Origin of the sequence: Pseudomonas fitomaticsae (genome assembly GCF_021018765.1) — a bacterium.
GTDB classification, from domain to species: Bacteria; Pseudomonadota; Gammaproteobacteria; order Pseudomonadales; family Pseudomonadaceae; genus Aquipseudomonas; species Aquipseudomonas fitomaticsae.
Genome location: NZ_CP075567.1, coordinates 5,640,992 through 5,666,030 on the forward strand (window position 1 = coordinate 5,640,992; position 25,039 = coordinate 5,666,030).

At 60.6% G+C, this 25,039-nt stretch carries 18 protein-coding genes, 1 tRNA gene and 4 pseudogenes; 12 read left to right on the forward strand and 11 right to left on the reverse strand.

Translation table 11 applies throughout. The annotated features are described in order from the left end of the window. Positions 1-15 precede the first annotated feature (15 nt). A pseudogene (locus KJY40_RS25515) lies at positions 16-1,289 on the forward strand (tyrosine-type recombinase/integrase). 388 nt (positions 1,290-1,677) lie between these two features. Here KJY40_RS25515 and KJY40_RS25520 read toward each other — a convergent pair. The 3 genes and pseudogenes from KJY40_RS25520 to KJY40_RS25530 all read right to left on the reverse strand — a co-directional run. Continuing rightward, a pseudogene (locus KJY40_RS25520) lies at positions 1,678-2,136 on the reverse strand (alpha/beta hydrolase); the annotation flags it as partial. Between the two features lie 32 nt (positions 2,137-2,168). Further along, positions 2,169-2,588: an organic hydroperoxide resistance protein gene (locus tag KJY40_RS25525; protein ID WP_230733494.1), complete on the reverse strand. Its 420-nt coding sequence runs from the start codon at positions 2,586-2,588 to the stop codon at positions 2,169-2,171. A 206-nt stretch (positions 2,589-2,794) separates the two neighbouring features. After that, positions 2,795-3,190, reverse strand: coding sequence for a helix-turn-helix domain-containing protein (locus tag KJY40_RS25530; protein WP_230733496.1), 396 nt, complete (start codon positions 3,188-3,190; stop codon positions 2,795-2,797). A gap of 34 nt (positions 3,191-3,224) precedes the next feature. Between KJY40_RS25530 and KJY40_RS25535 the strand changes: the two are divergent. Further along, positions 3,225-3,566: pseudogene (locus tag KJY40_RS25535) on the forward strand (RidA family protein); the annotation flags it as partial. 20 nt (positions 3,567-3,586) lie between these two features. Here KJY40_RS25535 and KJY40_RS25540 read toward each other — a convergent pair. Further along, a complete protein-coding gene (locus tag KJY40_RS25540; RefSeq protein ID WP_230733498.1) occupies positions 3,587-4,555 on the reverse strand; it encodes a LysR family transcriptional regulator in 969 nt (322 codons plus the stop codon). Positions 4,556-4,954: 399 nt separating this feature from the next. Continuing rightward, positions 4,955-6,172 carry an MFS transporter gene (locus KJY40_RS25545; RefSeq protein ID WP_230733500.1) on the reverse strand — a complete coding sequence of 406 codons (1,218 nt, stop codon included), beginning with the start codon at positions 6,170-6,172 and terminating at the stop codon, positions 4,955-4,957. A 333-nt stretch (positions 6,173-6,505) separates the two neighbouring features. Between KJY40_RS25545 and KJY40_RS25550 the strand changes: the two genes are divergently transcribed. From KJY40_RS25550 to KJY40_RS25565, 4 genes are all read left to right on the forward strand, one after another. Next, a complete protein-coding gene (locus KJY40_RS25550; protein WP_230733502.1) occupies positions 6,506-8,563 on the forward strand; it encodes a methyl-accepting chemotaxis protein in 2,058 nt (685 codons plus the stop codon). A gap of 115 nt (positions 8,564-8,678) precedes the next feature. Next, positions 8,679-8,755 (forward strand) — tRNA-Met (locus tag KJY40_RS25555). 225 nt (positions 8,756-8,980) lie between these two features. Continuing rightward, positions 8,981-10,243, forward strand: coding sequence for an S-type pyocin domain-containing protein (locus KJY40_RS25560; protein ID WP_230733504.1), 1,263 nt, complete (start codon positions 8,981-8,983; stop codon positions 10,241-10,243). After that, positions 10,233-10,490: a bacteriocin immunity protein gene (locus KJY40_RS25565; protein ID WP_230733506.1), complete on the forward strand. Its 258-nt coding sequence runs from the start codon at positions 10,233-10,235 to the stop codon at positions 10,488-10,490. Before KJY40_RS25560 ends, KJY40_RS25565 begins: the two co-directional genes overlap by 11 nt. A gap of 73 nt (positions 10,491-10,563) precedes the next feature. Here KJY40_RS25565 and KJY40_RS25570 read toward each other — a convergent pair whose 3' ends face one another. Next, positions 10,564-11,658, reverse strand: a complete 1,095-nt coding sequence (locus tag KJY40_RS25570) for a DUF2817 domain-containing protein (RefSeq protein ID WP_230733508.1) — start codon at positions 11,656-11,658, stop codon at positions 10,564-10,566. Between the two features lie 155 nt (positions 11,659-11,813). Here KJY40_RS25570 and ggt point away from each other — a divergent pair, with 155 nt between their 5' ends. Next, a complete protein-coding gene (gene ggt, locus KJY40_RS25575; RefSeq protein ID WP_230733510.1) occupies positions 11,814-13,646 on the forward strand; it encodes a gamma-glutamyltransferase in 1,833 nt (610 codons plus the stop codon). Positions 13,647-13,733: 87 nt separating this feature from the next. Here ggt and KJY40_RS25580 read toward each other — a convergent pair whose 3' ends face one another. The 4 genes and pseudogenes from KJY40_RS25580 to KJY40_RS25590 form a co-directional block, all read right to left on the reverse strand. After that, positions 13,734-14,333: a flavin reductase family protein gene (locus KJY40_RS25580; protein WP_230733512.1), complete on the reverse strand. Its 600-nt coding sequence runs from the start codon at positions 14,331-14,333 to the stop codon at positions 13,734-13,736. 87 nt (positions 14,334-14,420) lie between these two features. Continuing rightward, positions 14,421-14,852 carry a methyl-accepting chemotaxis protein gene (locus tag KJY40_RS29855; RefSeq protein WP_371857323.1) on the reverse strand — a complete coding sequence of 144 codons (432 nt, stop codon included), beginning with the start codon at positions 14,850-14,852 and terminating at the stop codon, positions 14,421-14,423. 156 nt (positions 14,853-15,008) lie between these two features. Beyond that, a pseudogene (locus tag KJY40_RS29860) lies at positions 15,009-15,737 on the reverse strand (PAS domain-containing protein); the annotation flags it as partial. A 117-nt stretch (positions 15,738-15,854) separates the two neighbouring features. Next, positions 15,855-17,168: an MFS transporter gene (locus tag KJY40_RS25590; protein ID WP_230733516.1), complete on the reverse strand. Its 1,314-nt coding sequence runs from the start codon at positions 17,166-17,168 to the stop codon at positions 15,855-15,857. A gap of 199 nt (positions 17,169-17,367) precedes the next feature. Here KJY40_RS25590 and KJY40_RS25595 point away from each other — a divergent pair, with 199 nt between their 5' ends. From KJY40_RS25595 to KJY40_RS25615, 5 genes are all read left to right on the forward strand, one after another. Then, positions 17,368-18,786 (forward strand): short-chain fatty acid transporter, encoded by a 1,419-nt coding sequence (locus KJY40_RS25595; protein ID WP_007951749.1) that lies wholly within the window; start codon positions 17,368-17,370, stop codon positions 18,784-18,786. 211 nt (positions 18,787-18,997) lie between these two features. Next, positions 18,998-20,695, forward strand: a complete 1,698-nt coding sequence (locus KJY40_RS25600; protein ID WP_230733519.1) for a molecular chaperone HscC — start codon at positions 18,998-19,000, stop codon at positions 20,693-20,695. Between the two features lie 11 nt (positions 20,696-20,706). After that, positions 20,707-22,419 carry a J domain-containing protein gene (locus KJY40_RS25605; protein ID WP_230733521.1) on the forward strand — a complete coding sequence of 571 codons (1,713 nt, stop codon included), beginning with the start codon at positions 20,707-20,709 and terminating at the stop codon, positions 22,417-22,419. A 61-nt stretch (positions 22,420-22,480) separates the two neighbouring features. Further along, positions 22,481-23,653 (forward strand): hypothetical protein, encoded by a 1,173-nt coding sequence (locus tag KJY40_RS25610; RefSeq protein ID WP_230733524.1) that lies wholly within the window; start codon positions 22,481-22,483, stop codon positions 23,651-23,653. Between the two features lie 181 nt (positions 23,654-23,834). Next, positions 23,835-24,359 carry an SET domain-containing protein gene (locus KJY40_RS25615; RefSeq protein WP_230733525.1) on the forward strand — a complete coding sequence of 175 codons (525 nt, stop codon included), beginning with the start codon at positions 23,835-23,837 and terminating at the stop codon, positions 24,357-24,359. A gap of 8 nt (positions 24,360-24,367) precedes the next feature. Here the strand turns inward: KJY40_RS25615 and can are convergent, their stop codons facing one another. Further along, positions 24,368-25,012 carry a carbonate dehydratase gene (gene can, locus KJY40_RS25620; RefSeq protein ID WP_007951756.1) on the reverse strand — a complete coding sequence of 215 codons (645 nt, stop codon included), beginning with the start codon at positions 25,010-25,012 and terminating at the stop codon, positions 24,368-24,370. Positions 25,013-25,039 lie beyond the last annotated feature (27 nt).

Below are 25,039 nucleotides of genomic sequence, written 5' to 3' on the forward strand. Positions count from 1 at the left end.
ACCGGAGATCAGACCATGCTCACCGATACCCAATGCCGCACCGCAAAGCCCAAGGACAAGCCTTACAAGCTCACCGATGGCAAGGGCTTGTATCTTGAGGTCAAACCCAACGGCAGCAAAGCATGGCGCTACCGCTTCGCGATACGCACCGGGGATACAGCCAAAGAAAGCACCTTTGCTGTTGGCGACTATGCAATTCCGCCCCGCGGCGAAAGTGATGAAGACGCCTTGGCCCGGCGCAAAGGTCGACGCTTTACCTTGTCAGAAGCACGCGAGAACGCGTCAAAGCCAGAGACCTGGTGAAGCAAGGCATCAACCCCGCCCGACAACGGCAACTTCTTCGCATCAAACAGCAGCAGGACAACGCCACCACCTTCGAAGCCGTCGCACGAGAATGGTTGGCGCTTAAAGACTGGGAAGAAATCACTAAGGTCAAACGCCTGGAAATGCTCGAGCGCGTAGTCTTCCCCAAAATCGGCCCATGGCCGATCAAGAGCATCACCCCCGCGCATATTCTCGATGTGCTCACCACCTCAGCAAAAAAGAATGGCCTAACCGTCGCGGCGGCGGCCAAACGCAGCATGTCTGGCATCTTTGAGCTAGCAGTCTCGACGCTGCGAGCAGATACCGATCCGGTATATCCAGTACGCCGCGCCCTGCCAGCGAACAAAACCCAGCACAAGCATCCACTGACAGTGGATGAAATTGGTCAGCTCTTGCGCGACGTGGACGGACATTGCGGACGCCATGAAACCGCAATCGCGTTTCGCCTCATGTGGCTTACGCTCTGCCGACCTAATGAAGCGGTTGAAGCCCGCTGGGAAGAGTTCGACCTTGATGCTGCCCGCTGGCGTATACCGGCTGAGAGGATGAAAAAGCGCAAGGAGCACAACGTTCCCCTCCCCGTTCAGGCCGTGGCGATGTTACGCGGTCTGCACAGCGTCACCGGCAAATACGAACACCTATTTCCTCACCGTGATGAACGGTCAAAACCGATGGTCGCGGCGTCATTCCGCCAAATGCTCAAAACCTTGGGGTGGAGTAGCAAGTACAGCCCACACGCCACCAGAACCACCGGTAGCACTCGACTCAACGAGATGGGTTACCCGGGCGACTGGATTGAGCGTCAGCTTGCCCACGCCGAACCCAACGCCGTACGGCGTACCTACAACCAGGCCGAGTACTTGGCGGACCGTACGCTCATGATGCAGCAGTGGGCAGATATGCTCGATGCATGGATACGTGGTGAAATCAACGTAACGCCGATTGCCAGGATGGTGATTCGATAGATGATAGCCCTGTAGCGTGGCGACAGCGGCGACAACCCACGTAATACCTGGCCTGCAGCATGGCGACAGAGGTGGCGACTGTCGCCGTTGCAAGCCTCGCTCTTGGGACCTTTTCGGCCAAGCCCACGCGAGTGGGAAGGCTCCGCATTCCCGTCCGCGTGGGCTCACATTAAAAACCGACGAACGACCACCCGGCCATGGAAAGCCACCAGTCTCCAAGGTCTTCCAGCGCTACCGATTGGCGCGCCAGTCGCCCCCAAAATGCTGTTGACCGCGAGCAGAACGAGCGCTAAACCAGAACCCTACCAGCGCTGTCCTCGACAGCACCCAGGTAGCCAGAACCTTTGAGGCTACGCCACATCATGGTGGTTCACCCCAAGTGCGATTAGGCCTGGTTGATCGCCGTCGGGTAGCGCGCTTCAGGGGACGGGGGGTAATTGACGAACACCGCCACCGCCCCGGACCCGACGACCAGATCGCGCACCAGGCGCTCATGGGTCGGGAAGTCGCCGAGCACCCAGCCACCGCCGTGGAAGTACATGAACACAGGCAAGGTCCCCTTCACACCCGCCGGACGCACGATGGTCAAGCTGATGTCCTGGCCGTCGACGGTGATGGTCTTCTCGCTGACATCCGCCTTGGGCAGTGTCAGTTTTACCCCGGCCTGAGCGCCGGTCAGTACCGCGCGGGCGTCCTTCGGCGAAAGCTGCTCGATGGGTTTACCACTGCCTGAGTTCAATGCATCGAGGAATGCCTGGGTGTTGTGTTCGACGCCAGAGTCAGCGAATGCATTACCGATCGACAAGGCAAGGAGCGAGCCAACGAGTGTTTTGGTCAAGACGTTCATTTCATATCTCCTGTTTCTGGCGAGGCGGGAAGTTAGACGGTGACGTGCAGACGGACATCGACGTTGCCACGGGTTGCGTTGGAGTACGGGCACACTTGGTGGGCCGCCTCCACCAACGCTTGTGCATCGGCGTGCTCCAGGCCTGGCAGGTTGATGTTCAGGTCGATATCCAGGCCAAAGCCGCCTGGGATCTGGCCAATGCCGACCCACGCAGTGATCGAAGCGTCGGCTGGAATGCCGCGTTTGCTCTGGCTGGCGACGAACTTCAGTGCACCGATGAAGCAGGCCGAGTAACCAGCGGCGAACAGTTGCTCAGGGTTGGTGGCATCACCACCGGCACCGCCCAATTCCTTCGGAGTGGCCAGTTTCACGTCGAGGTTCTTGTCGCTGGAAATGGCTCGGCCATCACGACCACCGGTTGCGGTTGCGACTGCGGTGTAGAGAGCTTTCATGGCTTTCCTCACTTTTGAATGTCTTCGGAAGATTCTGTTAGCGATTTAAATGTTTGCACGCCAACAATGCGCAATAAGTTTCCGCTCAATAATTTAGCGCGCAAGTTTTTTTAAAAAATCGTCTGTAGCTGTAACAAATTGATTTTCAAGGGGGTCACACCTCAGTCCGCTTGGGCTCGCCCGCGCGTTGATGATGCCTTACCGTCTCAAGCAACGACCGGAATCGGGCAGATTGCTTGTTGCTGCCAAGCCTTCGGTGTCATGCCTTCAGCCTTCACGAATGTACGGCAGAAGTGAGATTGATCGCTGAAGCCGCATTCCTGCGCGATCTCTGTGAGCAACATCGTGGAGGCCTTCAATAACTCTCTGCTCTTCATGACCCGCTGTTCACGCAGCCATCGCTGCGGGGACATCCGGGTGCTTTTCTTGAACCTGCGTGAGAAATGACTACGCGACAATGCGCAAGCTTCGGCTAGTTCAGTCACTGAAATGCCGGTATCCAGCCTGTCCAGCATCAGTTGTTTGGCAGTTCTTATCTGCCAGGATTTGAGCTGCCCTGTCGAAGCCAGTGTCGCCAGCACGGTAGATTTGTCCTTGTTCATACACATCCATTAATCCAGGTAACAGGATGCGAGCGACCATGATGAGGCAGGTAATCTGGTAGCCCCGGCGCCGCTGAACGCCGACGGTAAGCCCAGTGATTTCTCTTCGATGGGAGAGCAGATGCGGGTTTCTTACGACAACATTTCGAAGCTGCTCGCCTTGTATGGCGCAACTATGCAAGATGTTGTCGAGGAAACGCTTTATGTGCTGGACATGGACGCTGCGTTCGCGGTAGTCGGCAAAGTGCGCAAGGCGGCCTATGGCACTGAGCGGCCTCAGTGCGCGAGCAATATCATTGGGGTGTCGAGACTTGCCCAGCGTCCGCAGCTGATTGAGATCGTGTGCAAGGCCGTGATTGGCGCCCGAGACATCTGAGCTGCACTCCCGGTTTCGATCTAGGTGACCGGGAGTATGAATTGCCCCTCGACCAAGGGCTTTTGACTGGCCACGGCAGCGGCGCAGAAGGTCATGAATGCTTTGACTCGCCACGATTTTCGAATGTCCTGGTGAGTCAGCAGCCACAACTCATCCTGAAGCTCTGGCACCACCGGGCCGGCGCGTACCAACCCTGGGGTTATGTCGCCCAACATGCAGGGAAGGAATCCAAATCCCAGACCCGCCGCGATTGCAGCGCTTGCTGCTGCAACAGAATCGGTGCGGTACGCTATGCGCTCAGCAGCGACTCTGCTTTCGACATAGCTTGTCGCCTTCAAACCGCAGAGCGCCGAGGAGTATGACACCCATGCCTGGCCCTCTTCGAAAAGGGGCAAGGCAGTCATCTGCTTGGCACAGCAGTAAGGTGCCCAGGCAATGTTCGCCAGTTTACGGCCCACCAGGCTTTCTGCAGGTTTTCTCGTCGCTCGAATCGCGATATCCGATTCATCCCGGGCGAGGCTAAGGGTTTCATTGCCCACCAGCACCTCGATGCTGATCCCCTCGTTCAGGGCCTTGAAGTCCGCGATTATGGGGGTGAAGAAGTACAGCAGCAGCGAGTCGCTGGTGGTAATTCGAAGTTTCCCGAGGGGGCCTTGGCCTGAACGTGAAACACGCCGCGTGACGCTGACGATATCCAGCTCCACTCGCTCGGCGAGTGCTCGCAATTCAGCACCCTCGGCGGTGAGCAGATACCCTGATTTGCGGTGATCGAACAGCGCGATGCCGAGCGTTCGCTCAACTTGAGCAACTCGGCGCGAAACGGTGGATACATTGATGCCAAGCTTCTTGGCCGTAGCCGAACGATTGCCGCAATCACTGAGCGTCTTGATGATGCGCAAGTCGTCCCACGAGAGCTGATTGACAGCCTCGCCTACGTCCCACTTCGTCCCATCAGGGGCAGCCGGAGCTTTTCCAGTTGGCGATTTCACACAGTTCGTTCCAGATGCAAAGGCGCTGATGATACGAGAAGGGGTTGGGTGAAGCAGCCACATTGTTCCGGCGATTGGTTGAAAACTGTTATGCCGACTGGCTGCTATGGGTTGATTTTTGCCCGTCGCCGCTAGTCACTTCGAGCAAAACCCGGTTAGCAAACGAACCAGGACACTTGGTCAATGCCTCCGCGTACAGAGAGAAACACAACTGCCGTGAAAGCAAAGTCATACGCAGCTCAAAATCGGGCGCTAAACCGGGTATGACTCATGTTGCCCCGCACCAAAACCTAGATTTCATGAGGTCTACACCCCATGACTTTCGGTTTAACGTGTAAGCTGCACCCATGAAAAAGCCGCGTTTGATACGCGGCTTTTTTGTGCCTGAAATTCAGCTCGTCAGGCTTTTTTGGTTCTCGGCAGGAAGATCGCCAGCACCCCGAACAGCGGCAGGAACGAGCACAGGTAGTACACGTATTCGATGCCGTGAATATCCGCGAGATGCCCGAGCAACGCCGCGCCAATCCCGCCGAAGCCGAACATCAAACCGAAGAACACACCGGCAATCATCCCGACATTGCCCGGCACCAGCTCCTGCGCGTACACCACGATCGCGGAGAACGCCGAAGCCAGGATGAAACCGATCAACACGCTGAGGACGCTGGTCCAGAACAGATCGACATGCGGCATGAGCAGCGTGAACGGCGCCACGCCGAGGATCGAGAACCAGATCACTGCCTTACGCCCGATCTTGTCGCCAATCGGCCCGCCGAAGAACGTGCCCGCCGCCACCGCGCCGAGGAACAGGAACAGATGCAGCTGGGAACTGGCCACCGACAGGTCGAACTTCTCGATCAGGTAAAAGGTGAAGTAACTGGTCAGGCTGGCCATGTAGAAATACTTGGAGAACACCAGCAGCCCGAGCACCACCAGCGCACTGACCACCCTGCCCTTCGACAGTCCGTGAGTGGCGGCCTGGCCGGCCTTGAGCTTGAACAGGTTCAGGTGATGGGCGTACCAGCGGCTGATGCGATAGAGCACGAACAGCGCAAACACCGCGAACAGCCCGAACCAGGCCACGTTGCCTTGGCCGAAAGGAATGATGATCGCCGCTGCCAGCAACGGGCCGAACGCCGAACCGGCGTTACCACCGACCTGGAACGTCGATTGCGCCAGACCGAAACGTCCACCCGACGCCAGCCGCGCGATACGAGAAGCTTCAGGGTGGAAAGTCGAAGAGCCGATACCGATCAGCGCCGCCGCCAGCAAGATAAGAGGGAAACTGCCAACCATCGACATCATCACAATGCCGATCAGCGTACACACGGAACCTGCCGGCAGCAGCCACGGTTTCGGATGCCGGTCGGTGTGATAACCGACCCACGGTTGCAACAGCGAAGCGGTCAATTGGAACGTCAAAGTGATCAGGCCGACCTGGGTAAAACTCAGGCCATAGTTGGCCTTGAGCATCGGATAGATCGACGGCAGCACTGACTGGATCAGGTCATTGATCAAATGCGCCAGCGCCACCGCGCCGATGATGCGCATCACCAGTGGACTGCTCTGGGGAGGAGCGGAAGCCGAGGCAGCGGCGGTCTGAACGTTGCTGATAGCCATGGAAATTTCCGTACAACAGATGGGTGCACGCGGGCAGGTGCGTCAATGTGCCATTTTTCGGTGCGCCAGCGCCATCCCCTTAGCCAGCTAACGAACTATTCAGTCGTCGCGCCGAAAGTGATAGCGCAACGCCATGGTCTGAATCTTGCCTTGCTTATCCGCTTGAACGCGGCGCCCTTACAAAGGGCATCGAGAATGGGAAGTTTCGCTACAGAGCCGGCCTACAGAGCGGGCAAGGGTGAACTTTCGAGGCCTTTTAGCAGGGCACCAATCCCGGTCGCAACGACCGCGATGCACGCCGATGGTGCGTGGTGTCCAGAGGAGTCATGGGGCATGCAGGCTTTTTTATCACCGGGGATCGGATTGCTGGGGCGGTTTGGCTTCGCGCGTAAATTCCAGTTGTTGTTTCTGCTGTTTATCCTGCCATTGGCCGGCAGCCTGTTGATGATCGGCCAGGATTATCGCGACAAACTCAACCTGATCGCCGGCGAACGTGCCGGTGTGCGGCAGTTGCTCGCCCTCGATGCACTCGACAATCTGCTCGCCGCCCAGCGCGATCGCGCCGCCCGCTGGCGCGCCACGGAAACCAACCGCCAGCCGACGCCCGCCACCCTCGCGGCCATGGCCGCCTTTGATGGCGTGCAGCCTGCCGTGGCCCAGGCCACGCTGGAGCTGGGCAATGCCTTGCAAGCCGAAGGCGCGGAAGGTGAAACCCTGACTCGCTATCAGGCCCTGCAAGCCGCGCTCAATGGTCTGGACTCGAAAAGCCTTTCCGGTGTCGGCTGGTGGCCGGACGGTTACGACCGCTTCACCAACGCCCTTAGCGCCCTGCAAGCATTGCGTGAGCAAATCGCGATGGACAATCGCCTGATCCTCGCACCGTGGCTGGAAACCTACCTGCTGACGCAGATTTCCACCCAGCACGCACCTGACCTGATCGAGCGTGTCGGCCGGCTGGCAGCCGTAGGCCAGGCGTCTGTGGTGTCCGGCCAGTTCACCCTGCAAAGCCGTCTGCAACTGCGTGACCTGCGCAGCCGCATCGGCGATGCCCGCGAGCAGCTGGTGAAAACCGCGGGCCTGCTCGAAGCGCGTCTGCCGCCAGCCCTGCAAGGCTGGGCCGGGCAGTATCACGACAGCCTCAAACAGCTGGATGCCGGTCTGAAAGTGCTGGATGACGGCGTGTTCGGCGGCAGCATCAATCTCAAGCCTGAAGAATTCGAGCGCACTCTCGATGCCCTGCTCGGCAACCTCGCCACGCTGCGCCAGCAATCGCTGGTGTCGCTGGATCAGCGGCTGGATGACTACCACGGATCGGCGATTCGTCAATTCATCGTTGTCGCGGCGGTCTTCGGTTTCCTGTTGCTGGCGGGGCTGTACTTGTTCGTCTGCCTGCAAGCCTCGATCCGCCGCAGCGCCAGCGGCATCACGCTGTTGGCCGAGGCCCTGCGCGACGGTAATCTGAGCCTGCAAGTGCCAGTCGTGGGCCGTGATGAGCTGGCGTCGATCAGCACCGCACTCAACGTGGCCGTGGTGCAGTTGCGCACCAGCCTGCTGGGTGTCGATCACGAGACTTCGCAACTGAGCAACGCGGTGCGCAGCCTCAACGATCACTCCAGCGGCGCTCTCAGCGAAGTCGAAGCGCAGCAATTGCAGATCAGCCAGATCGCTGCGGCGGCCACACAATTGGCGGCCACCTCTCAAGGTGTGGCGCAGAGTTGCGAACAAGCCTCCGGAAGTGCCCAGCACACCCGGCGTATCGCTGCCGACAGCAGCCGTGACAGTCAGCGCACAACCGCGAGCATTCAACAGCTCAATCAGCGCCTGAACGAAACCGCAGCAGCGCTCGGCCGGGTCAGCGAGCAAGGGCAGCAAATCCAATTGGTGGTCGACACCATTCGCGGCGTCGCCGAACAGACCAATCTGCTGGCGCTCAATGCCGCCATTGAAGCCGCTCGGGCCGGTGAACAGGGTCGCGGTTTTGCCGTGGTGGCCGACGAGGTGCGCAGCCTGTCGCAACGTACGCAATCGTCCACGGCGCAGATTGCCGGCACAGTCGACAGTCTGCGCAATACGGTCAACGAAGCCGTGAGCCTGATGGAAGCGGCGTGCGGCCAGGCGCAATCGGACGCGGAAGCGGTCACGGGACTTGGCGAACGCCTGGGGGAAATCGCCAGCGCCGTGCAGAGCGTCACCGACACCCTCGCCCAGATCGCCACGGCAGTCGAAGAACAGGCGAGCACCGCCGATGAGGTCAGCGGCAATATCCAGCAGGTGGATCAGGCGGCGGTTCGCCTGCTCGAAGGCGCGCGGGCCGTGAACCTCGCGGCGGACACCTTGAGCCAGGGCAGCCATGCCTTGAGTGCCAACACCGGAAGATTTCAGCTGCGTTGAAAGCCCCTCCCGCCCCGATTTTCGGCGCGGGAGGATAAGCGGTTGAAAATAAGAAGAAATATTTTGAATTTACGCTTGACGCTTTTCCATTTCAGGGGAATAATGCGCGCCACTTGGCTACATAGCTCAGTTGGTTAGAGCATAGCATTCATAATGCTGGGGTCCGGGGTTCAAGTCCCTGTGTAGCCACCAAGTACTAAAAACGGCTTACCGAAAGGTAGGCCGTTTTTTTATGCCTCGAGAAAAGTGACTCCCCTCCGTGGGGCGATCTGTTTCCGCAGGAACGGGGTGCGAAAGACGTACGAAGAGGATTTTCCGTTCGCTCAGGCCTCGGTATCCCGGCAAGTCGATTTGATCGCCATCGCGATTGACCGACAAGCTCCCCTGTCTCGATCCAACGACAGACAGGGAGTTGTCATGGACCTGGACAAAGACCCTTTCGATGATATCTGGCGCCGAAAGCTTCCGAACGGCGGCGCCTCATGGGCTGCCTGGAATCCGCCTCGAGAGCCGGAGCCCGTATACGTCCCGACAGACGAATGGCCATCGCCAAAGCCTCGTGACGATCTGGTATTCGCCAAGTCCTGCACGCCGGGCAACTGGTGCCGGACGGATGCAGGCACAACACCTGAGCCCGCCTCTCACTTCGGCAAAGTCATGGTGGCAGGCGCCATGCGCATTCCCGCTGCCAGCAACGCCGTAGCGAAGGCCATCGGCGCCGATCTGGCATTGGGGCGCATGGCCGGCGGCGCAATCCTGCAACAACGCCTCAATTGGGCAATCCGCGGTGCGGGAGGTCCGGCCAGCGTTTTCATCCTCGGGATGCTCCCGACCAGAATGGGCGACGGCACGCTTCACACCGACGAACAGCTACGCAGCATGAGCCGCGCGACCACTCGCGTGCGCTTCCAGTTTCGGCGCGATGCCGAAGGGGTCATGCAGGTCTACGGCATCCACACCGGCGCTTCGGGCGATGACTCGGTGCGTACCGTGAAAGTCGAGTGGAACAGCGACAAGACTGCGATGGAGGCCAAGCTCAACGGCATCACGATTTTGTGGACGCCGCAACGCGGGCCACTGGGGTCAATGCCACCATTGGTTTATCCGGAACACGGCGAACCACTGAGCACGATCCTCGTGCATCCGATTCCCGAGAACACCGACAGCCAGATAGAGGGCTTGCCCGGCGAAGACATCACCGCCGAGGATTGTATTCTGGTGTTCCCGGCAGAGACCGGGCTGAAATCGTTGTATGTGGTGTTTTCGAAACCGGCGAGATTGATGCCGGGGACGGTGACGGGGGTTGGTGAGGATGTGTCCGGGGGATGGCTTGCGGGAGCGGGAACAGGAATAGGAGTGCCTATTCCGACACGGATTGCGGACAGGCTCAGAGGGCAGGAGTTTTCCAGCTTTGACAAATTCAGGGAGGCGTTTTGGGAGGAGGTGGCCAATGATTCAGAACTGGTTGAGCAATTTAAACCGCAGAATATTGCGTTGATGCAAAACGGCGGAGCGCCTCACGCCAGGTATAACGATGCGGCCGGTAAAAGGAAAACATTCGAACTGCATCACGTTGAATGGGTGTCGAAAGGTGGCTCCGTGTATGACGTCGATAATTTACGTGTTACCACACCTAAAAATCACTTAGACCTTCACCGGGAAAACGCCCATGTCAAATAAAATCACTAGCTACACGGAAGTGCAGTTTATAGATCTGCTGCAAGAAATATTCACCTCTAACAGGAATGGCACGCCAGAGACTGTGCTGGCCGACATGCTGGATACCTTTTGTGAACTGGCCGAGCATCCCGCAGGTACTGACCTGATCTATTGGCCAGAAGATGACGCGCTATGCACTCCCGAAGGCATCACAGAAACTGTGAAGCAGTGGCGTGCTGCCAACGGCCTGCCTGGTTTCAAGCAGTAAACACCTGGAATCCATACTGCAAAGTCATCAAAACGGCCTACCGAAAGGCAAGCCGTTTGCTTAAACCTCTTCTCTATAAGGCCGCGAGTCCCTTCGCCCAGATCTGCCGCGTGCGCAAACCAACCATCGCCCGCCAGTCCGGATCCGCCGGATAGAACTGCTCCAGCAGATTCAGTTTGATCTCGCGCCCCGTCGCATCCAGCGGATCGCCATGCAAATGCAGCCAGTGATCATCGCGCAGGTAACGATGCACGTCCGGCCCCGGATAAGTTCCGCACTCGATCACGAACGGCATCAGTTGCACATTCGGCAGCGCATTGAGCAATGCCTGCGAGGTGTAGCCGGTAGCGGTCGCGGCAACGCCGGTTTCACTCAAGGTTTCGGCGCCGGTGTGCAGCGTGTAGAGCCACGGGCCGTAAATCGATTGCGCCTTTGCCAGCGCCGGATAAGGCGCCCGGGTAATCGTCAGCAGCATCGGATGGCCGTACTCGCCGGCGCCGGTGTGCAGGTCGAAACACATCACGGTTTCAGCGCCGGCCAGATGATTCTCGATGATTGAATGCAGCGTGCGATTCGACCAACTCGGCGCGAGTCCGCCAAAGAACAACCCGTCGGAATGACTGTGCTGGCCGCCCTCGACAATCGACATCACTGCCGGCCAGCCGTGCTCGGCAATTTGCGCATCGAGAAAGGCATCAGCCTTTTGCCGCTCGGGGCCGTTCAAATCGGTGCAGGCGTAGATTTCATGGAGCGCGGCGTAAGCGCGGTTGTCCGGAAGCGGTCGGTTGAAATCCAGGTGATTGCGGTTGAGGTCGATGTTGTCTTCATTGACCCGCCGCAGCCACGCCGTGCCCCACGGGTTGATCAGGTGAATCATCACGACCGCGACATCTTTCGGCAGCGACTCCTGCGTGAAATGCTTCAGCCATTCGATCTGGCATTCCGAACCGTAATACCCCTCAACCCCGTGGGTGCCGCTGAGCGCCACCAGACGCCGTTTGGCCGATGGATCCCCCAGCACCGCGACATCGGTACTCAAAGACTCGCCAAACGGCCCAACGAGCGGATGCGAGTACGAAGAGAGCGTTGCACCCGCCACCTTCGCTGCGGCTAGAAAGCGCTCGCGTTGTTCGCGATAGCTGGGCTGTGTCGGAAACTCGTTGTGCATGGCGGCCTCTTGTTGATTGTTCTGGCTTCACGTTTGCCCATGACCCTACAGAAAATCCGCCAAGGCATGAAGGACAAAGATACCTCCGGTTTGCGTCGTACACGGTCGGTCGATACAGTCCGTCAGACTTTTATCCCACGGACGGAGTGCCCCGCGTGTTTCCAGCCCTGCCCCTGAACCGTTTTCGCCTGCCCGCCCTGACGCTGATCGTCAGCGCCATCGCCCTCACGGCCTGCAACGCACCGCCCTCCTCGACCCTGCCGCTGGCACCGGAAGCCGCCTCCGGCTACCGCACCGGCCTGCAAGCCAGCCACGCCGAAAAACACATGGCCGCCGCTGCCAATCCGCTGGCCGCCGAGGCCGGACGCGAGATGTTGCGTCAGGGTGGTTCCGCCATCGATGCCGCCATCGCGATGCAAGCCGTGTTGACCCTCGTCGAACCGCAATCCTCCGGGATCGGTGGCGGCGCGATGATCGTGCTGTGGGACGGCAAACAGGTGCGCACCTACGACGGTCGCGAAACCGCACCGGCCGGCGCGACCGAAAAACTCTTCCTTCAGGCCGATGGCAAACCGATGCCGTTCCCCCAGGCACAGATCGGCGGACGCTCGGTCGGCACACCGGGCGTGATGCGCGCGCTGGAGTTGGCGCACAAAAAGCACGGCCGCTTGCCATGGGCAACATTGTTCGAGCCGGCGATCAAACTGGCCGAGCAGGGTTTCGCGATCTCCCCGCGCCTGCATTCGCTGCTGGAATCCGATCCGGTGATTCGCCGCTCGCCGGACATGGCCAGGTACTTTCTGAACAGCGATGGCAGCGTCAAAGCCGTCGGCACGCGACTGCAAAACCCGGCCCTGGCCGCCGTGCTCAAACGCATCGCCAACGAAGGTGCGGACGCGCTGTACAAAGGCCCGATCGCCGAAGAGATCGTGGCCAAGGTTCAGGGCCACGCCAACCCCGGCAGCCTGTCGCTGAACGACCTTCAGCACTATCAGGCCAAGGAGCGCGCGCCCCTGTGCACCGACTACAAGCGCTGGCAGGTTTGCGGGATGCCGCCACCATCATCGGGCGGGATTGCGGTGGCGCAAATCCTCGGCACCCTGCAGGCGCTGGAAACCCGCGATCCGCACCTGTCCCTGACGCCGCTCAAACCTGTGAAGACCGATAAACCCGCCGGCATCGAACCTGCGCCGCAAGCCGTGCACCTGATCGCCGAAGCCGAGCGCCTGGCCTACGCCGACCGCGCGCAATACGTAGCCGATACCGATTTCGTGCCGGTGCCGGTCAAAGGCCTGGTCGACCCGGGTTACCTGGCCAGCCGCGCCAGCCTGATCGGCGAACGTAGCATGGGCAGCGCCAAACCCGGCACACCGCCGGGCGTGCAGGTCGCCTACGCGCCGGATCGCTCGCCACTGCGCATTTCCACCTCACAAGTGGTGGCCGTGGATGACTTCGGTGGCGCTGTGTCGATGACTACTACCATCGAAGCAGCGTTCGGTTCACACCTGATGGTTCAGGGGTTCTTGCTCAACAACCAGATGACCGACTTCTCGTTCATCCCCGAAGAAAACGGACAGAAAGTCGCCAACCGCGTGGAGCCCGGCAAACGCCCGCGCTCGTCGATGGCGCCGACCCTGATCTTCGACCGCAGCAGCGGCGAATTCGTCGCCACCGTCGGCTCGCCCGGCGGCTCGCAGATCATCGAATACGTGGCCAAAACCACCGTCGGCCTGCTCGACTGGAACCTCGACCCGCAAAGCGCCATCAGCCTGCCCAACTTCGGCAGCCGCAACGGCCCGACGGAACTGGAACAAGGCCAGTTCAGCCCGACGCTGATCCAGGCGCTCAAGGACAAGGGCCACACCGTCAACGAAATCGACATGACCAGCGGCACCCAGGCCATCGTGCGGGTCAAGGATACGCAGGAGAAGGCAACGCTGACAGGTGGGGCAGATCCTCGGCGTGAAGGGGTCGCGTTGGGGGATTGAATCAGCACTGCAACTGAAAAAGGCTTACCGAGAGGTAAGCCTTTTTTGTATTGCAACATCCGGCCATGACTTGTCATCCGGCGCCGCTCAAACCTCGAGTGTCCTGCCATCCACCGGATCGCCAATCGTCAGGAAATGTCCGCCAGCCACATGGTGCAGGGTGCGCAAGCCGTCATGCCCCTCGAAGTGCCAGCGTCCATCGCTGAACACCCGCGAATCAGCCTGCGCCGCGATCACCTCGGCCAGGAACAGATCGTACTGCTCGTGATTGCGCGGTTCCGGCAGCAACCGGCATTCGAGCCAGGCGACACAACCGTCGAGCATTGGCGCATCAACCTGCTCAGCAGCGAAGGTCGGCAGTCCATAAGCCTGAAATTTGTCCTGACCTTGATCGCGATTGATTGCCAGGCCTGAAGTTGAGCCGACGGTCTGCACGATGTCGGCCTGATTCACGCAAGGAACGTTGAGAACAAAGGTGCCCGAGGCCTCGAGCAGTTGCCGGGTCCAGGTGGATTTGTCGAGGACCACCGCCACTTTCGGCGGTTCGAAATCCAGCGGCATGGCCCACGCAGCCGCCATGATGTTGCGCTGCCCGTCATGGGCGGCGCTGACCAGCACGGTCGGTCCGTGATTGAGCAAGCGGTAGGCTTTGTTCAGGGGAACCGGGCGACGGAAGGACTCGCTCATGGGATCTGCTCCGGGAAAAAGAGCCGATTGTAGCGGGATAAAAACAACGAAGGGATGGCCGTCGACCATCCCTTCGCCTGACAGGCATCAGCTGGATAACTGGTTGGCGAACTGACCGACTGCATCCACCACTTTCTGCGCGCCGTCCTGGATCTCGACGATCACCGTACCGGCCTCCGCCGCCAGCGCCAGCCCTTGTTCGGCCTGTTGCTTGCCGTCGGTCATCAGGGCCACGGCGTTGCGCGCCATGTCCTGGTTCTGGCGCACCACACCGACGATTTCTTCGGTCGCCTGGCTGGTGCGCGAAGCCAGTTGCCGCACTTCGTCGGCCACCACCGCAAAGCCTCGGCCCTGCTCACCGGCCCGAGCGGCTTCGATGGCGGCGTTGAGCGCCAGCAGGTTGGTCTGCTCGGCAATGCCACTGATGGTCTTGACGATGGTGCCGATCACCTGGGATTGCTCGTTCAGCGCTTCGATGCCTTCGCCGGCGGTCTGCATGTGTTTCGACAGATCACGCATCACATTGACCGCTTCAGTCACCACACGGGTACCACGCTGGGCGGTGCTGTCGGTTTGCAGGGACGTGCTGTAGGCAATGTTGGCGGCGTCGGCGACAGCCTGTTCCTGATTGACCTGATCGGTAATCACCGTGGCGAACTTCACCACTTTGTAGAGCTTTTCGTTGGCGTCGAGCACCGGGTTGTAGGACGCCTCCAGCCAGACGGTCCGGCCATGGCTGTCGACCCGCTTGAAACGGCCGGCGACAAATTCGCCGTTGTTCAGGCGACGCCAGAAGTTCTGGTACTCGGCGCTGTTGGCTTCACTCGATTCACAGAAGATCCGGTGATGTTTGCCCTTGATCTGCGCCAGGCTGTAACCCATGCCCTGGAGGAACCGCTCGTTGGCGCTCAGCACGTTTCCGCTGAGGTCGAACTCGATCACGGCGGTCGAACGCACCAGCGCGCCGATCAGGTTTTCGTGTTCGCGGGAGGCCTCGATGGTGCGGGTCAGGTCGCTGGAGAAAATCGAGAAATGCTTGATCCGGCCATCCGACGAGCGAATCGGCTGCACGATCGAACGCAGCCATGCCTCCTCGCCGTTACCGCGTGAAAGGCGCACAGCGCCGGCAAAATGCTCGCCACGGGTCAGAGCGGCCTTGAAGCGGTGATGAAACTCGTCGGACTTCACATGGGCCGGCACGATGTCCTCGATGGCGCGACCGATCAGGTCGTGGCTCTTGTAGAGCATTTCATTGAGGAAGTTCTGGTTGACCGACTGAATCCGTCCGTCGGGCTCAAGGGTGAGCACCAGCATCTCGCTTTCCAGGCTTTCCTTCACTTGCAGAAGGCTGGAGAGTTCTTCACGAAGAGCCGCCAGCTCTTGCTTCAGGCGTTTGTTGAACATGGGAAAGCACCGATGGACTGGATGGATAGCGGGTATGCAGCCTAACCATCGGCCTTGGAAATCTTTTCTGAAGAGCGCTTGAGGCGTGTCCTACAAAAATAGTTACGCCTCGACAGATCAGGCGGTGCCGGCCACCGGACACCGTTCTGCACGCGGCATGCGCGAGCCGAAATACGCCGCAGTGACGACGCCCACTGCGCCCATCGCCGCGCAGAACATTACGCAGATCCACGGACTCCAAGGCATCAGACCAATCAGCAGCAACGGTGTGACACTGGCCCAGGCGGCGTAGGCAATGTTGTAGGTGAAGGAGATTCCGGAAACGCGGATCCGCGCCGGAAACAGGCTGACCATCACCGACGGCACCGCTCCGACCACACCACAGCACAATCCGGCGATGGCGTAGGCCAGACCGACCCAATCCCCGCCGCTGATCAGGCAGGTGTAAAGCAGACCGATGCCCAGCGGCAGCAACAGGCTGTAGAGCATGACCGTGCGCCAGGCACCGATGCGATCGACCAGCCGGCCGGCGATCACACAGCCGATGTTCAGAAAGACAATGCCCAACGCGCTCAACGCGAAGGTGTGGCCGGCAGTCATGCCGAAGGTCTTTTGCATCATGGTCGGGGTGATGACCACGAACACCACCACCGCCGAGGTCAGCACGCAGGTCAGGAGCATCGCCGGCAACATGGCCAGGCGATGATCGCGTAGCACGGTACGCAGCGGCAGTTCGACCCGCGCTTCGCGCTGCGCTTCCATGGCCATGAACACCGGGGTTTCGCTCAACCAGCGGCGCAGCCAGACGCCGATCACGCCGAACACACCGCCGAGCAGGAACGGATAGCGCCACGCGTAATCCAGCACTTCGGCCGGGGTGAACACGTGCGCCAGAAAGGTCGCGGTCAATGCGCCGATCAGGTAACCGAAGGTCAGCCCGGCCTGCAGAAAGCCCAACGCGTAACCGCGATGTCCGGCCGGCGCGTGCTCGGCCACGAACACCCAGGCGCTCGGCACTTCGCCGCCCACCGCCGCGCCTTGCAGGATGCGCAGCGCCAGCAGCAACAGCGGTGCGAAATAGCCGATCTGCGCGTAGGTCGGCATGATCCCGATCAGCAGGCACGGCAGCGCCATCATCAGGATGCTCAGGCTGAAGACTTTCTTGCGCCCCAGTCGGTCGGCGAAATGCGCCATCAGGATTCCGCCCAGCGGGCGCGCCAGATAGCCGGTGACGAAGATCCCGAAGCTTTGCAGCAGGCGCAGCCACTCGGGCATTTCCGGCGGGAAGAACAGCTGGCTGAGGGTCAGGGCGAAGAACACGAAAATGATGAAATCGTAGATCTCCAGCGCCCCGCCCAGGGCCGCAAGGCCGAGGGTCTTGTAGTCGGAACGGCTGAACGGCGCCGGTCGGGCAGTGGAATGGGCAGTCATGGCAAAGAACTCTGGCAGGCAAAAAACCAAGGCGCCCATGGTCTACGCAAACGGGCCGCCGGACAACCCGTTAGACCATAGTCTGATTCGGTAAAACACGGTCACAAAAAACCGCCGGTTGATTTACTGTTGGCACCTGTCCAGACGGGCCGGCCAAGCCCCGAAGACCACAATAAACATAAAAATCCGAGGTACTCCCGTGGCCGTTGATATCGAAGATAGCCGCTCTGCGCGCTTTGCCTTGCGCTGTTCAAGTTTCGCCGAACGCTGGTTTCCCGACTCCTGGGTGTTTGCCGCGCTGGCGGTGATCATCGTCGCCCTGGCGACCCTGGCCATGGGCGCCAAACCCACCGACGCCGCCATGGCGTTCGGCGACGGATTCTGGAGCCTGATCCCGTTCACCATGCAGATGGCCTTCGTGGTGATCGGTGGTTATGTCGTGGCCAGTTCGCCGCCCGCCGTGAAACTGATCGATCGCCTGGCGCGGATCCCGAAAAACGGTCGCTCGGCCGTGGCGTGGGTCGCGCTGATCTCGATGGTCGCGTCCTTGCTCAACTGGGGCCTGTCGCTGGTGTTCGGCGGTCTGCTGGTACGCGCCCTCGCCCGCCGCACCGATCTGAAAATGGACTACCGTGCCGCCGGTGCCGCCGCCTATCTTGGCCTCGGCGCCGTGTGGGCACTGGGCCTTTCGTCGTCCGCCGCGCAGTTGCAGGCCAACCCGGCCAGCCTGCCGCCGTCGATCCTGTCGATCACCGGGGTGATTCCGTTCACCCAGACGATTTTCCTCTGGCAGTCGGGAGTGATGCTGCTGGCGCTGATCGTGATTTCGATCATCATCGCCTACGCCACCGCGCCCGGCCCGAACTCGGCGCGTGACGCCAAGGCCTGTGGCATCGACCCGGCCTTCAACCTGCCGCCGCTGCAACCGCGCACCCGCCCTGGCGAATGGCTGGAACACAGCCCGCTGCTGATCATCCTGCTGGTGCTGCTGGCGGCCGGATGGCTGTTCCACGAGTTCTCGACCAAACCGGCGATCACCGCGATTTCCGGGCTCAACACCTACAACTTCCTGTTCATCATGCTCGGCGCCTTGCTGCACTGGCGCCCGCGCAGTTTCCTCGATGCGGTGTCGCGCGCCGTGCCGACCACCACCGGGGTGCTGATCCAGTTCCCGCTGTACGGCTCGATCGCCGCGCTGATGACCACGGTCAAGGGCACTGATGCCCAGACCCTGGCCCATCACATCTCGACGTTCTTCGTCAGCATCGCTTCCCACGACACCTATGCGTTGCTGATGGGCGTGTACTCGGCGATTCTCGGCTTCTTCATTCCGTCCGGCGGCGGCAAGTGGATCATCGAGGCGCCGTACGTGATGCAGGTGGCCAACGATCTCAACTATCACCTCGGCTGGGCCGTGCAGATCTACAACGCCGCCGAAGCCCTGCCGAACCTGATCAACCCGTTCTACATGCTGCCACTACTGGGCGTGCTGGGGCTGAAGGCGCGGGATCTGATCGGATTCTCGTTCGTGCAATTGCTGGTGCACACGCCGCTGGTGCTGGTTTTGTTGTGGGCGCTGGGCACGACGCTGTCGTACCTGCCGCCCGTCATGCCTTAAACGATGACGACAGGGTGCCGGCTCCGGCGCCCTGTCTTTCCCTTCGACCCCTTCCATAAAAAGCGACCCGAACGATCCCTTCTGCGGTTGCCTGTCGCAAATAATGGCTCAGAGCCATCATCTTTCTTTACCGCGCCACTGCCTCAGTAATATTCTTGCGCGCCCCATATCTGTTTCATTTTTTGTCTGAGCGCAAAGGGAGTTCGTTGCAATGATCGTCGGGATTGACCTGGGAACCACCAACAGCCTTGTTGCCGTATGGCGCGGCGATGCCACTGAGTTGGTGCCAAATGCCCTGGGGCAGTTCCTGACACCCAGCGTGGTGGGTCTGGACGATCAGGGCCGGATTCTGGTCGGGCAAGCTGCCCGTGAACGCCTGCACACCCATCCGCGCCTGACCGCGTCGCTGTTCAAACGCCATATGGGCAGCGCGACGGAGGTCTACCTCGGGGATAAGAAATTCCGCCCCGAAGAACTGTCGGCGCTGGTGCTCAAGAGCCTGAAAGAAGACGTCGAGCGCACCTACGGCCAGACCGTCACGGAAGCCGTGATCAGCGTTCCGGCCTATTTCAGCGACGCCCAGCGCAAGGCCACGCGTATCGCCGGTGAACTGGCGGGCCTGAAAGTCGAAAAGCTGATCAACGAACCCACCGCCGCCGCACTCGCCTACGGCCTGCACCAACGGGACAAGGAAACTTCGTTCCTGGTGTTCGACCTGGGCGGCGGTACGTTCGACGTGTCGATTCTCGAACTCTTCGAAGGCGTCATGGAAGTGCGCGCCAGCGCCGGTGACAACTTCCTCGGCGGCGAGGATTTCGACAACGTGCTGCTCGAGCACTTTGTCGATCAGCATCGCAACGTTTCGGACTTCCCCGAGCGCTCCACCATCCTCCAGCCGCTGCGCCGCGAAGCCGAGCGTGTACGCCGGGCACTGGGCCAGGACGCCAGTGCCGAATTCAGATTGCAGGTCGGCGAAAAGCAATGGACCCAGACCATCACCCAGGCGCAAATGGCGACGCTGTACATGCCGCTGCTCGAACGCCTGCGCGCCCCGATCGAGCGGGCCCTGCGCGACGCACGCATCCGCGTCAGCGATCTCGATGAAATCCTGCTGGTCGGCGGCACCACCCGCATGCCACTGGTGCGCAAACTGGCTGCCGGGCTGTTCGGCCGCTTCCCGTCGATCAGCCTCGATCCGGATCAGGTGGTCGCTCAGGGCGCGGCAATACAGGCGGCACTCAAGGCCCGTTCGGCCGCGCTGGAAGAAGTGGTGCTCACCGATGTCTGCTCCTACACCCTGGGGATCGAGACCTCCACCCAGGTCGGCCGCCAGTATGAAAGCGGTCATTACCTGCCGATCATTGAGCGCAACAGCATCGTCCCGGTCAGCCGGGTGAAAACCGTGCAGACCCTTCACGACAATCAGGAACAGGTCGTCGTGAAAATCTTTCAGGGCGAAAGCCGCCTGGTCAAAGACAACGTGGCGCTCGGCCAACTGGACATCAAGGTGCCCAAGCGCAAGGCCGGCGAAGTCGAGTTGGATGTGCGCTTCACCTACGACAACAACGGCTTGCTCGAAGCCCAGGTCAGCATTCCCCTGACCGGTCAGCAACATTCGCTGGTCATCGAAAACAACCCCGGCGTGCTGACGCCCGAGGAAATCCAGCAGCGTCTGCAAGCCCTGGCGCAATTGAAGATCCATCCCCGCGAGCAGCAAGTGAACACCCTGCTCAGTGCGCGGCTGGAACGTCTGTATCAGGAAAGCCTGGGCGACCTGCGCGATCAGATCGGCTACTGGGCCAAGCAATTCCAGCAGGCGCTGGACTCCCAGGACGAGCGGCAGATCCGTGAAACCCGCACCGAACTGAGCAAGCAACTGAGCGCACTCGACCGTAACCCCTGGCAGTAAGGATGCACGACATGGAATGCTGGTCTGTCCTGCAACTGCCCGAAGACGCCGGGCTGCGTGATATCAAGCGCAGTTACGCGCGGCTGCTGAAAGTCTTTCGGCCCGATGAAGATGCCGCAGGCTTTCAGCGCCTGCGCGAGGCTTATGAGCGCGCGCTGTCGATTGCCCAGTGGCGCCTGGAAAACGAAGAGACCGAGGAGCATGGCGACGTCATGCAGGCTCCGGGGATCGCCGCGCTGGCGGTACAAGAGCAGTCCATGGCCCAGCCGCTGCAGAAGACCGGGACTGATGCATGGGATTACCCTGCGGCGCTGTTCGAACCGGTGACCCCGGCCGCGCCTGAAGCACCGCTCGAGTCGCCAGTCTTGCGGGTACAGCCGCTGAACCCGCAGCCCGTGGAACCGACTGCCGACCCAGCTGTTGAAGCCGCGTCGCAATTGCTGAACGGCCTCTCGGACACCAATCTGGACCAGCGCTGGGAGCAAGCGCGCCAGCAGGATTGTGCGCGAGCGTTCCAGACACTGTTGCTGACATTGTGCTTCGATCAGCCCGCGCTGCGCCTTTCGATTGCCCGCTGGGCGGTGCAGCACCTGGGTTGGCTGGGGCCGTGGCAGGAGATCGTCATCGGCGACGGGCAGCGCAGCATTCTCGCCAACGAGCTGCTGGCGGATTACCGGCAATCGCTGGAAACGCTGCTCGCCTCGCAAAACGAGCGCGAGTTTCTCGCACTGCTCAAGACTTACACGGCCCAACCCTGGCTTCAGGTGTTCGACCGTCGGGAACACTGGCAGCAGATCATCCTGCAACTGCTGCTGGACACGGAATGGAGCGTGCCGCTGTTCGACCGTGTGTCCCAACTGTTCGGCTGGGACGACACCAAGGGCATTCATCCGCAACCGGACTGGCTCTGGCAGGCACTGATCGAGCGCTGCAACCAGGAAAGCCTCTACGACAACCTATGCGCCCGGGCCGAAGATCAGCGCAACGGGTCGCCCGACGCTCTGGCCGCACGGATGCTGATCAGCCCGATGAAGCCGCGGCAACAGAAAGACATGACCGACCGGTTCATCCCGGCTGACTGGCAGGCCTGCCAGCAGTTGTCGGAAACCCTCAAGTGGCGCTTCCCCGAACTGCTCGCCCGCTTGCCCTACGCCGATGTTTTCTACTGGCGACGGTTTCTGCCGCGCTACATCGCCGCCGAAACCTGGTTGCGCTCATGGGCCGCGATTGCGTTGGCACTGTGGCTGTTTTATCTGCCCGCCGAGCACAAGACCACGGCCATGAGCATCGTCATCCCCCTGGCCTTCGCCTGCGTTCCTGTCTGGTTTTTCCGGATCGGCTTGAGTTATTGGTTTCTGATCAGCGCCCATTTGATCGTTCAGGATCTGTGGTTGACCGAAAGGATCATTCCACGCCGATGGAACCCTGATACCCGCTGGCTCGTGCTGCGCCATGGCGTACCGCAAGCCGTCATGATCCTGCTGTTCTCGGTCATGCTCGGTGGTCTGGGAGCCTTCACCTATATCGGGGTGATCCTGATCGGGCTCTGGCACAAGCGGCGCATCGGTACGCTCGACCCGGAGTTCAGCGACAGGCACCCGTGGCTGACTGCGCTGCACTGGGCGCATTTCAGCCCGTTGCAGCTGCTGTTTCTGGTGGTCATGACCGGCGTGATTCTCGCCAGTCAGCTTGGTTATTCGCTGAAACACCTGTTCCCCGGCTAGGCTATACGCGGGCCGGATTGCCCTCCACCAAGGTTTTACCCTCGCTGAAAAGGATCTGAGCATGTTGAAACTCGCAGGCCTCACCCTCGCGGCGCTCACGTTGAGCGCCGCCGCCCACGCCGATGTCGACCTGAAACTGGGCAGCACCGAACGCGTCACCCGCCTCTTCGCCTACCCCAACAATTGCAGCGTGATCTGCTTTCGCAACTGGACGCTGGAGCAGACTGTCGCCCATTACCTGAGCCAGAGCGTGCAGCGCGACGGCTACACCAACGCCAAAGTGCTGGTGAAAAACGACAACGATCAGCTCTACGCCGAAATCAGCGGCGTACCGAAGGGCTACGACAAACCGCTGACCGCGCTGCTGGACGCCGGCGATCTGGCCTACAACGGCGCCAGCAAACTCAACGCCGATGGCAAATGGGCGTACAGCTGGTACCTGTTCCTGCCACTGGGCATGGCCCTGGAAAACCGCAAGAGTGTCGAGCTGTTGCACTTCCCGCCGGATTACTCGCTGACCCAGGCTCAGGATTACCTGCGCTCGAACACCACCGACCGCTGGGCCGCGCTGCTGACCGACAATGGCATCCCCGCCGATCAGACGCCGGCCTACCAGACCATCATCGACATTGCCCCGATTGCCGCGCCCGCCAGCGCCGGCAAGGATCTGGAGGGCGTGTACGACTACTTCAAGGATTACCAGACCACCATGGTCAGGCAGGTCAGCCAGAACGCCAGCGGCGCCGTGCTGCCAATGGTTGCCTTTGGTGCGCCGGTGCGTAACTGGATCAAGCAGCAATACGGTGCGACCGTGAATGTACTGGGACTGGCGACCATCAGCCCGACCGCGGGGGTGAACGTGCCGGTGCTGGGTTCCAACCACCCGAGCTACATCTGGTACGCCGCCGACCCGAGCAACTACACCGGCGACGATGCCCAGGCCAAAGCCGATGCGGCGGGTCTGAAAGTGATGGGACAAGACTTGAGCGCTGCCTGCTGGCAGGCCGGGATGGGCAGCAAACCGGGCACCGATCCGAAGACACTGCTCAACAGCTGCACCCAGACCTGGCAAGTGACGCAGAAAGCCAAGACCTGCGAGCTGTTCTACACCACGATCCGCAACGAGACCGTGGCGCAGGCGGACAAGACCTGCTCGACCACACCGGTCAAATCCCAGCTGCAACAGCTGAAAAGCCCATTGCCGGACATGGCCGCGCCCGCCGCCCACCTCTGAACACACGCACCTATTTTCCCGTGTCAGCCTTGGCTGACCCGGGAAAGCGTCTATTTCGCCTGTCAGATCTGACAGTAGACCGCTAGTGTGATTTACGGGATCTTGGATCCAATCATCGTGTTGCAGGACTGACAGGACGTCAGCCGAGGGAAGTCGCGACACCTGGCCAACAGGGACCGTCATGAACACTTACGCACTACCGGGCAAACCGGCACGCGATACCGAGGGCATTTATCCTTTTGCCGGGCTCCCCGTGCGCATGGGATTTCCGTCCAAGCAGGATTTCGAGATTGTTCACGATCCCGAGGGCGTAGCCACCGCTGTCGTAGCGTGCCGGGCATTCCTGCGTATCACCCGAATGTGCAGGATTTCAGGTCAACTGCTGCCCTATCGCTGCCGGCAGACCCGGCAACTGCTGACCGGCATCCATCTTTACGATCCGCGCTTTTGCGGCGCGTTCGAGCATTGTTGCGACCCGAACACCTTTCTCGACATGAGCGAGTTATGGGTGTGGGCCCTGCGCGATATTGTGGAGGGTGAAAGGCTGACCATCGATTACACCGCCACCGAAGACAAACTGCTGCGGCAGTTCGCCTGCGGTTGCGGGTCCTCGCGCTGCCGTGGGTGGATCACCGGTTACGACGAATCACCCAATCTTGAAGGCCAGCGCTATTTGCTGAGCTGGCGGCGGCAAAGTTTACGCTGAACGCCCGATCAAGGCGCGCCGACCGGACGCAAACGGTACTGCGGCGGCAATTGCTCGAAACCGCTGATCGTGGTGTTCAGGCTCTTCCAGCGACCATCCTTGATGCCGTAGATGCAGCCGTGGATTGACAGGCTCTGCCCGCGATGCCAGGCGTTCTGGATGATGCTGGTGTGGGCGACATTGGCCACTTGCTGGATCACGTTGAGTTCGCACAGACGGTCGACCTGCTCTTCTTCGGTCGGCAGCTTGGCCAGTTCTTCACGCTTTTCGTAGTACAGATCGCGGATCGAACGCAGCCAGCCGTCGATCAGACCGAACTGACGATCCTGCATCGAAGCCCGCACACCGCCGCAACCGTAGTGCCCGGTCACCAGAATATGTTTGACCTTGAGCACGTCCACCGCGTACTGGATCACCGACAGGCAGTTGAGGTCAGTGTGCAGCACCACGTTGGCAACGTTGCGGTGAACGAACAGATCGCCCGGCAGCATGCCGACGATTTCGTTGGCCGGCACCCGTGCGTCGGAGCAGCCGATCCACAGATATTCAGGTGTCTGCTGGCGAGCCAGCTTGGCGAAGAAATCCGGGTCTTCCTTGGTGATCGCGTCAGCCCAACGCTCGTTGTTATCAATCAGGTCTTGTAAGTCGTGCATGCTGTAAGGCCTCAAGAAAGATGCGCT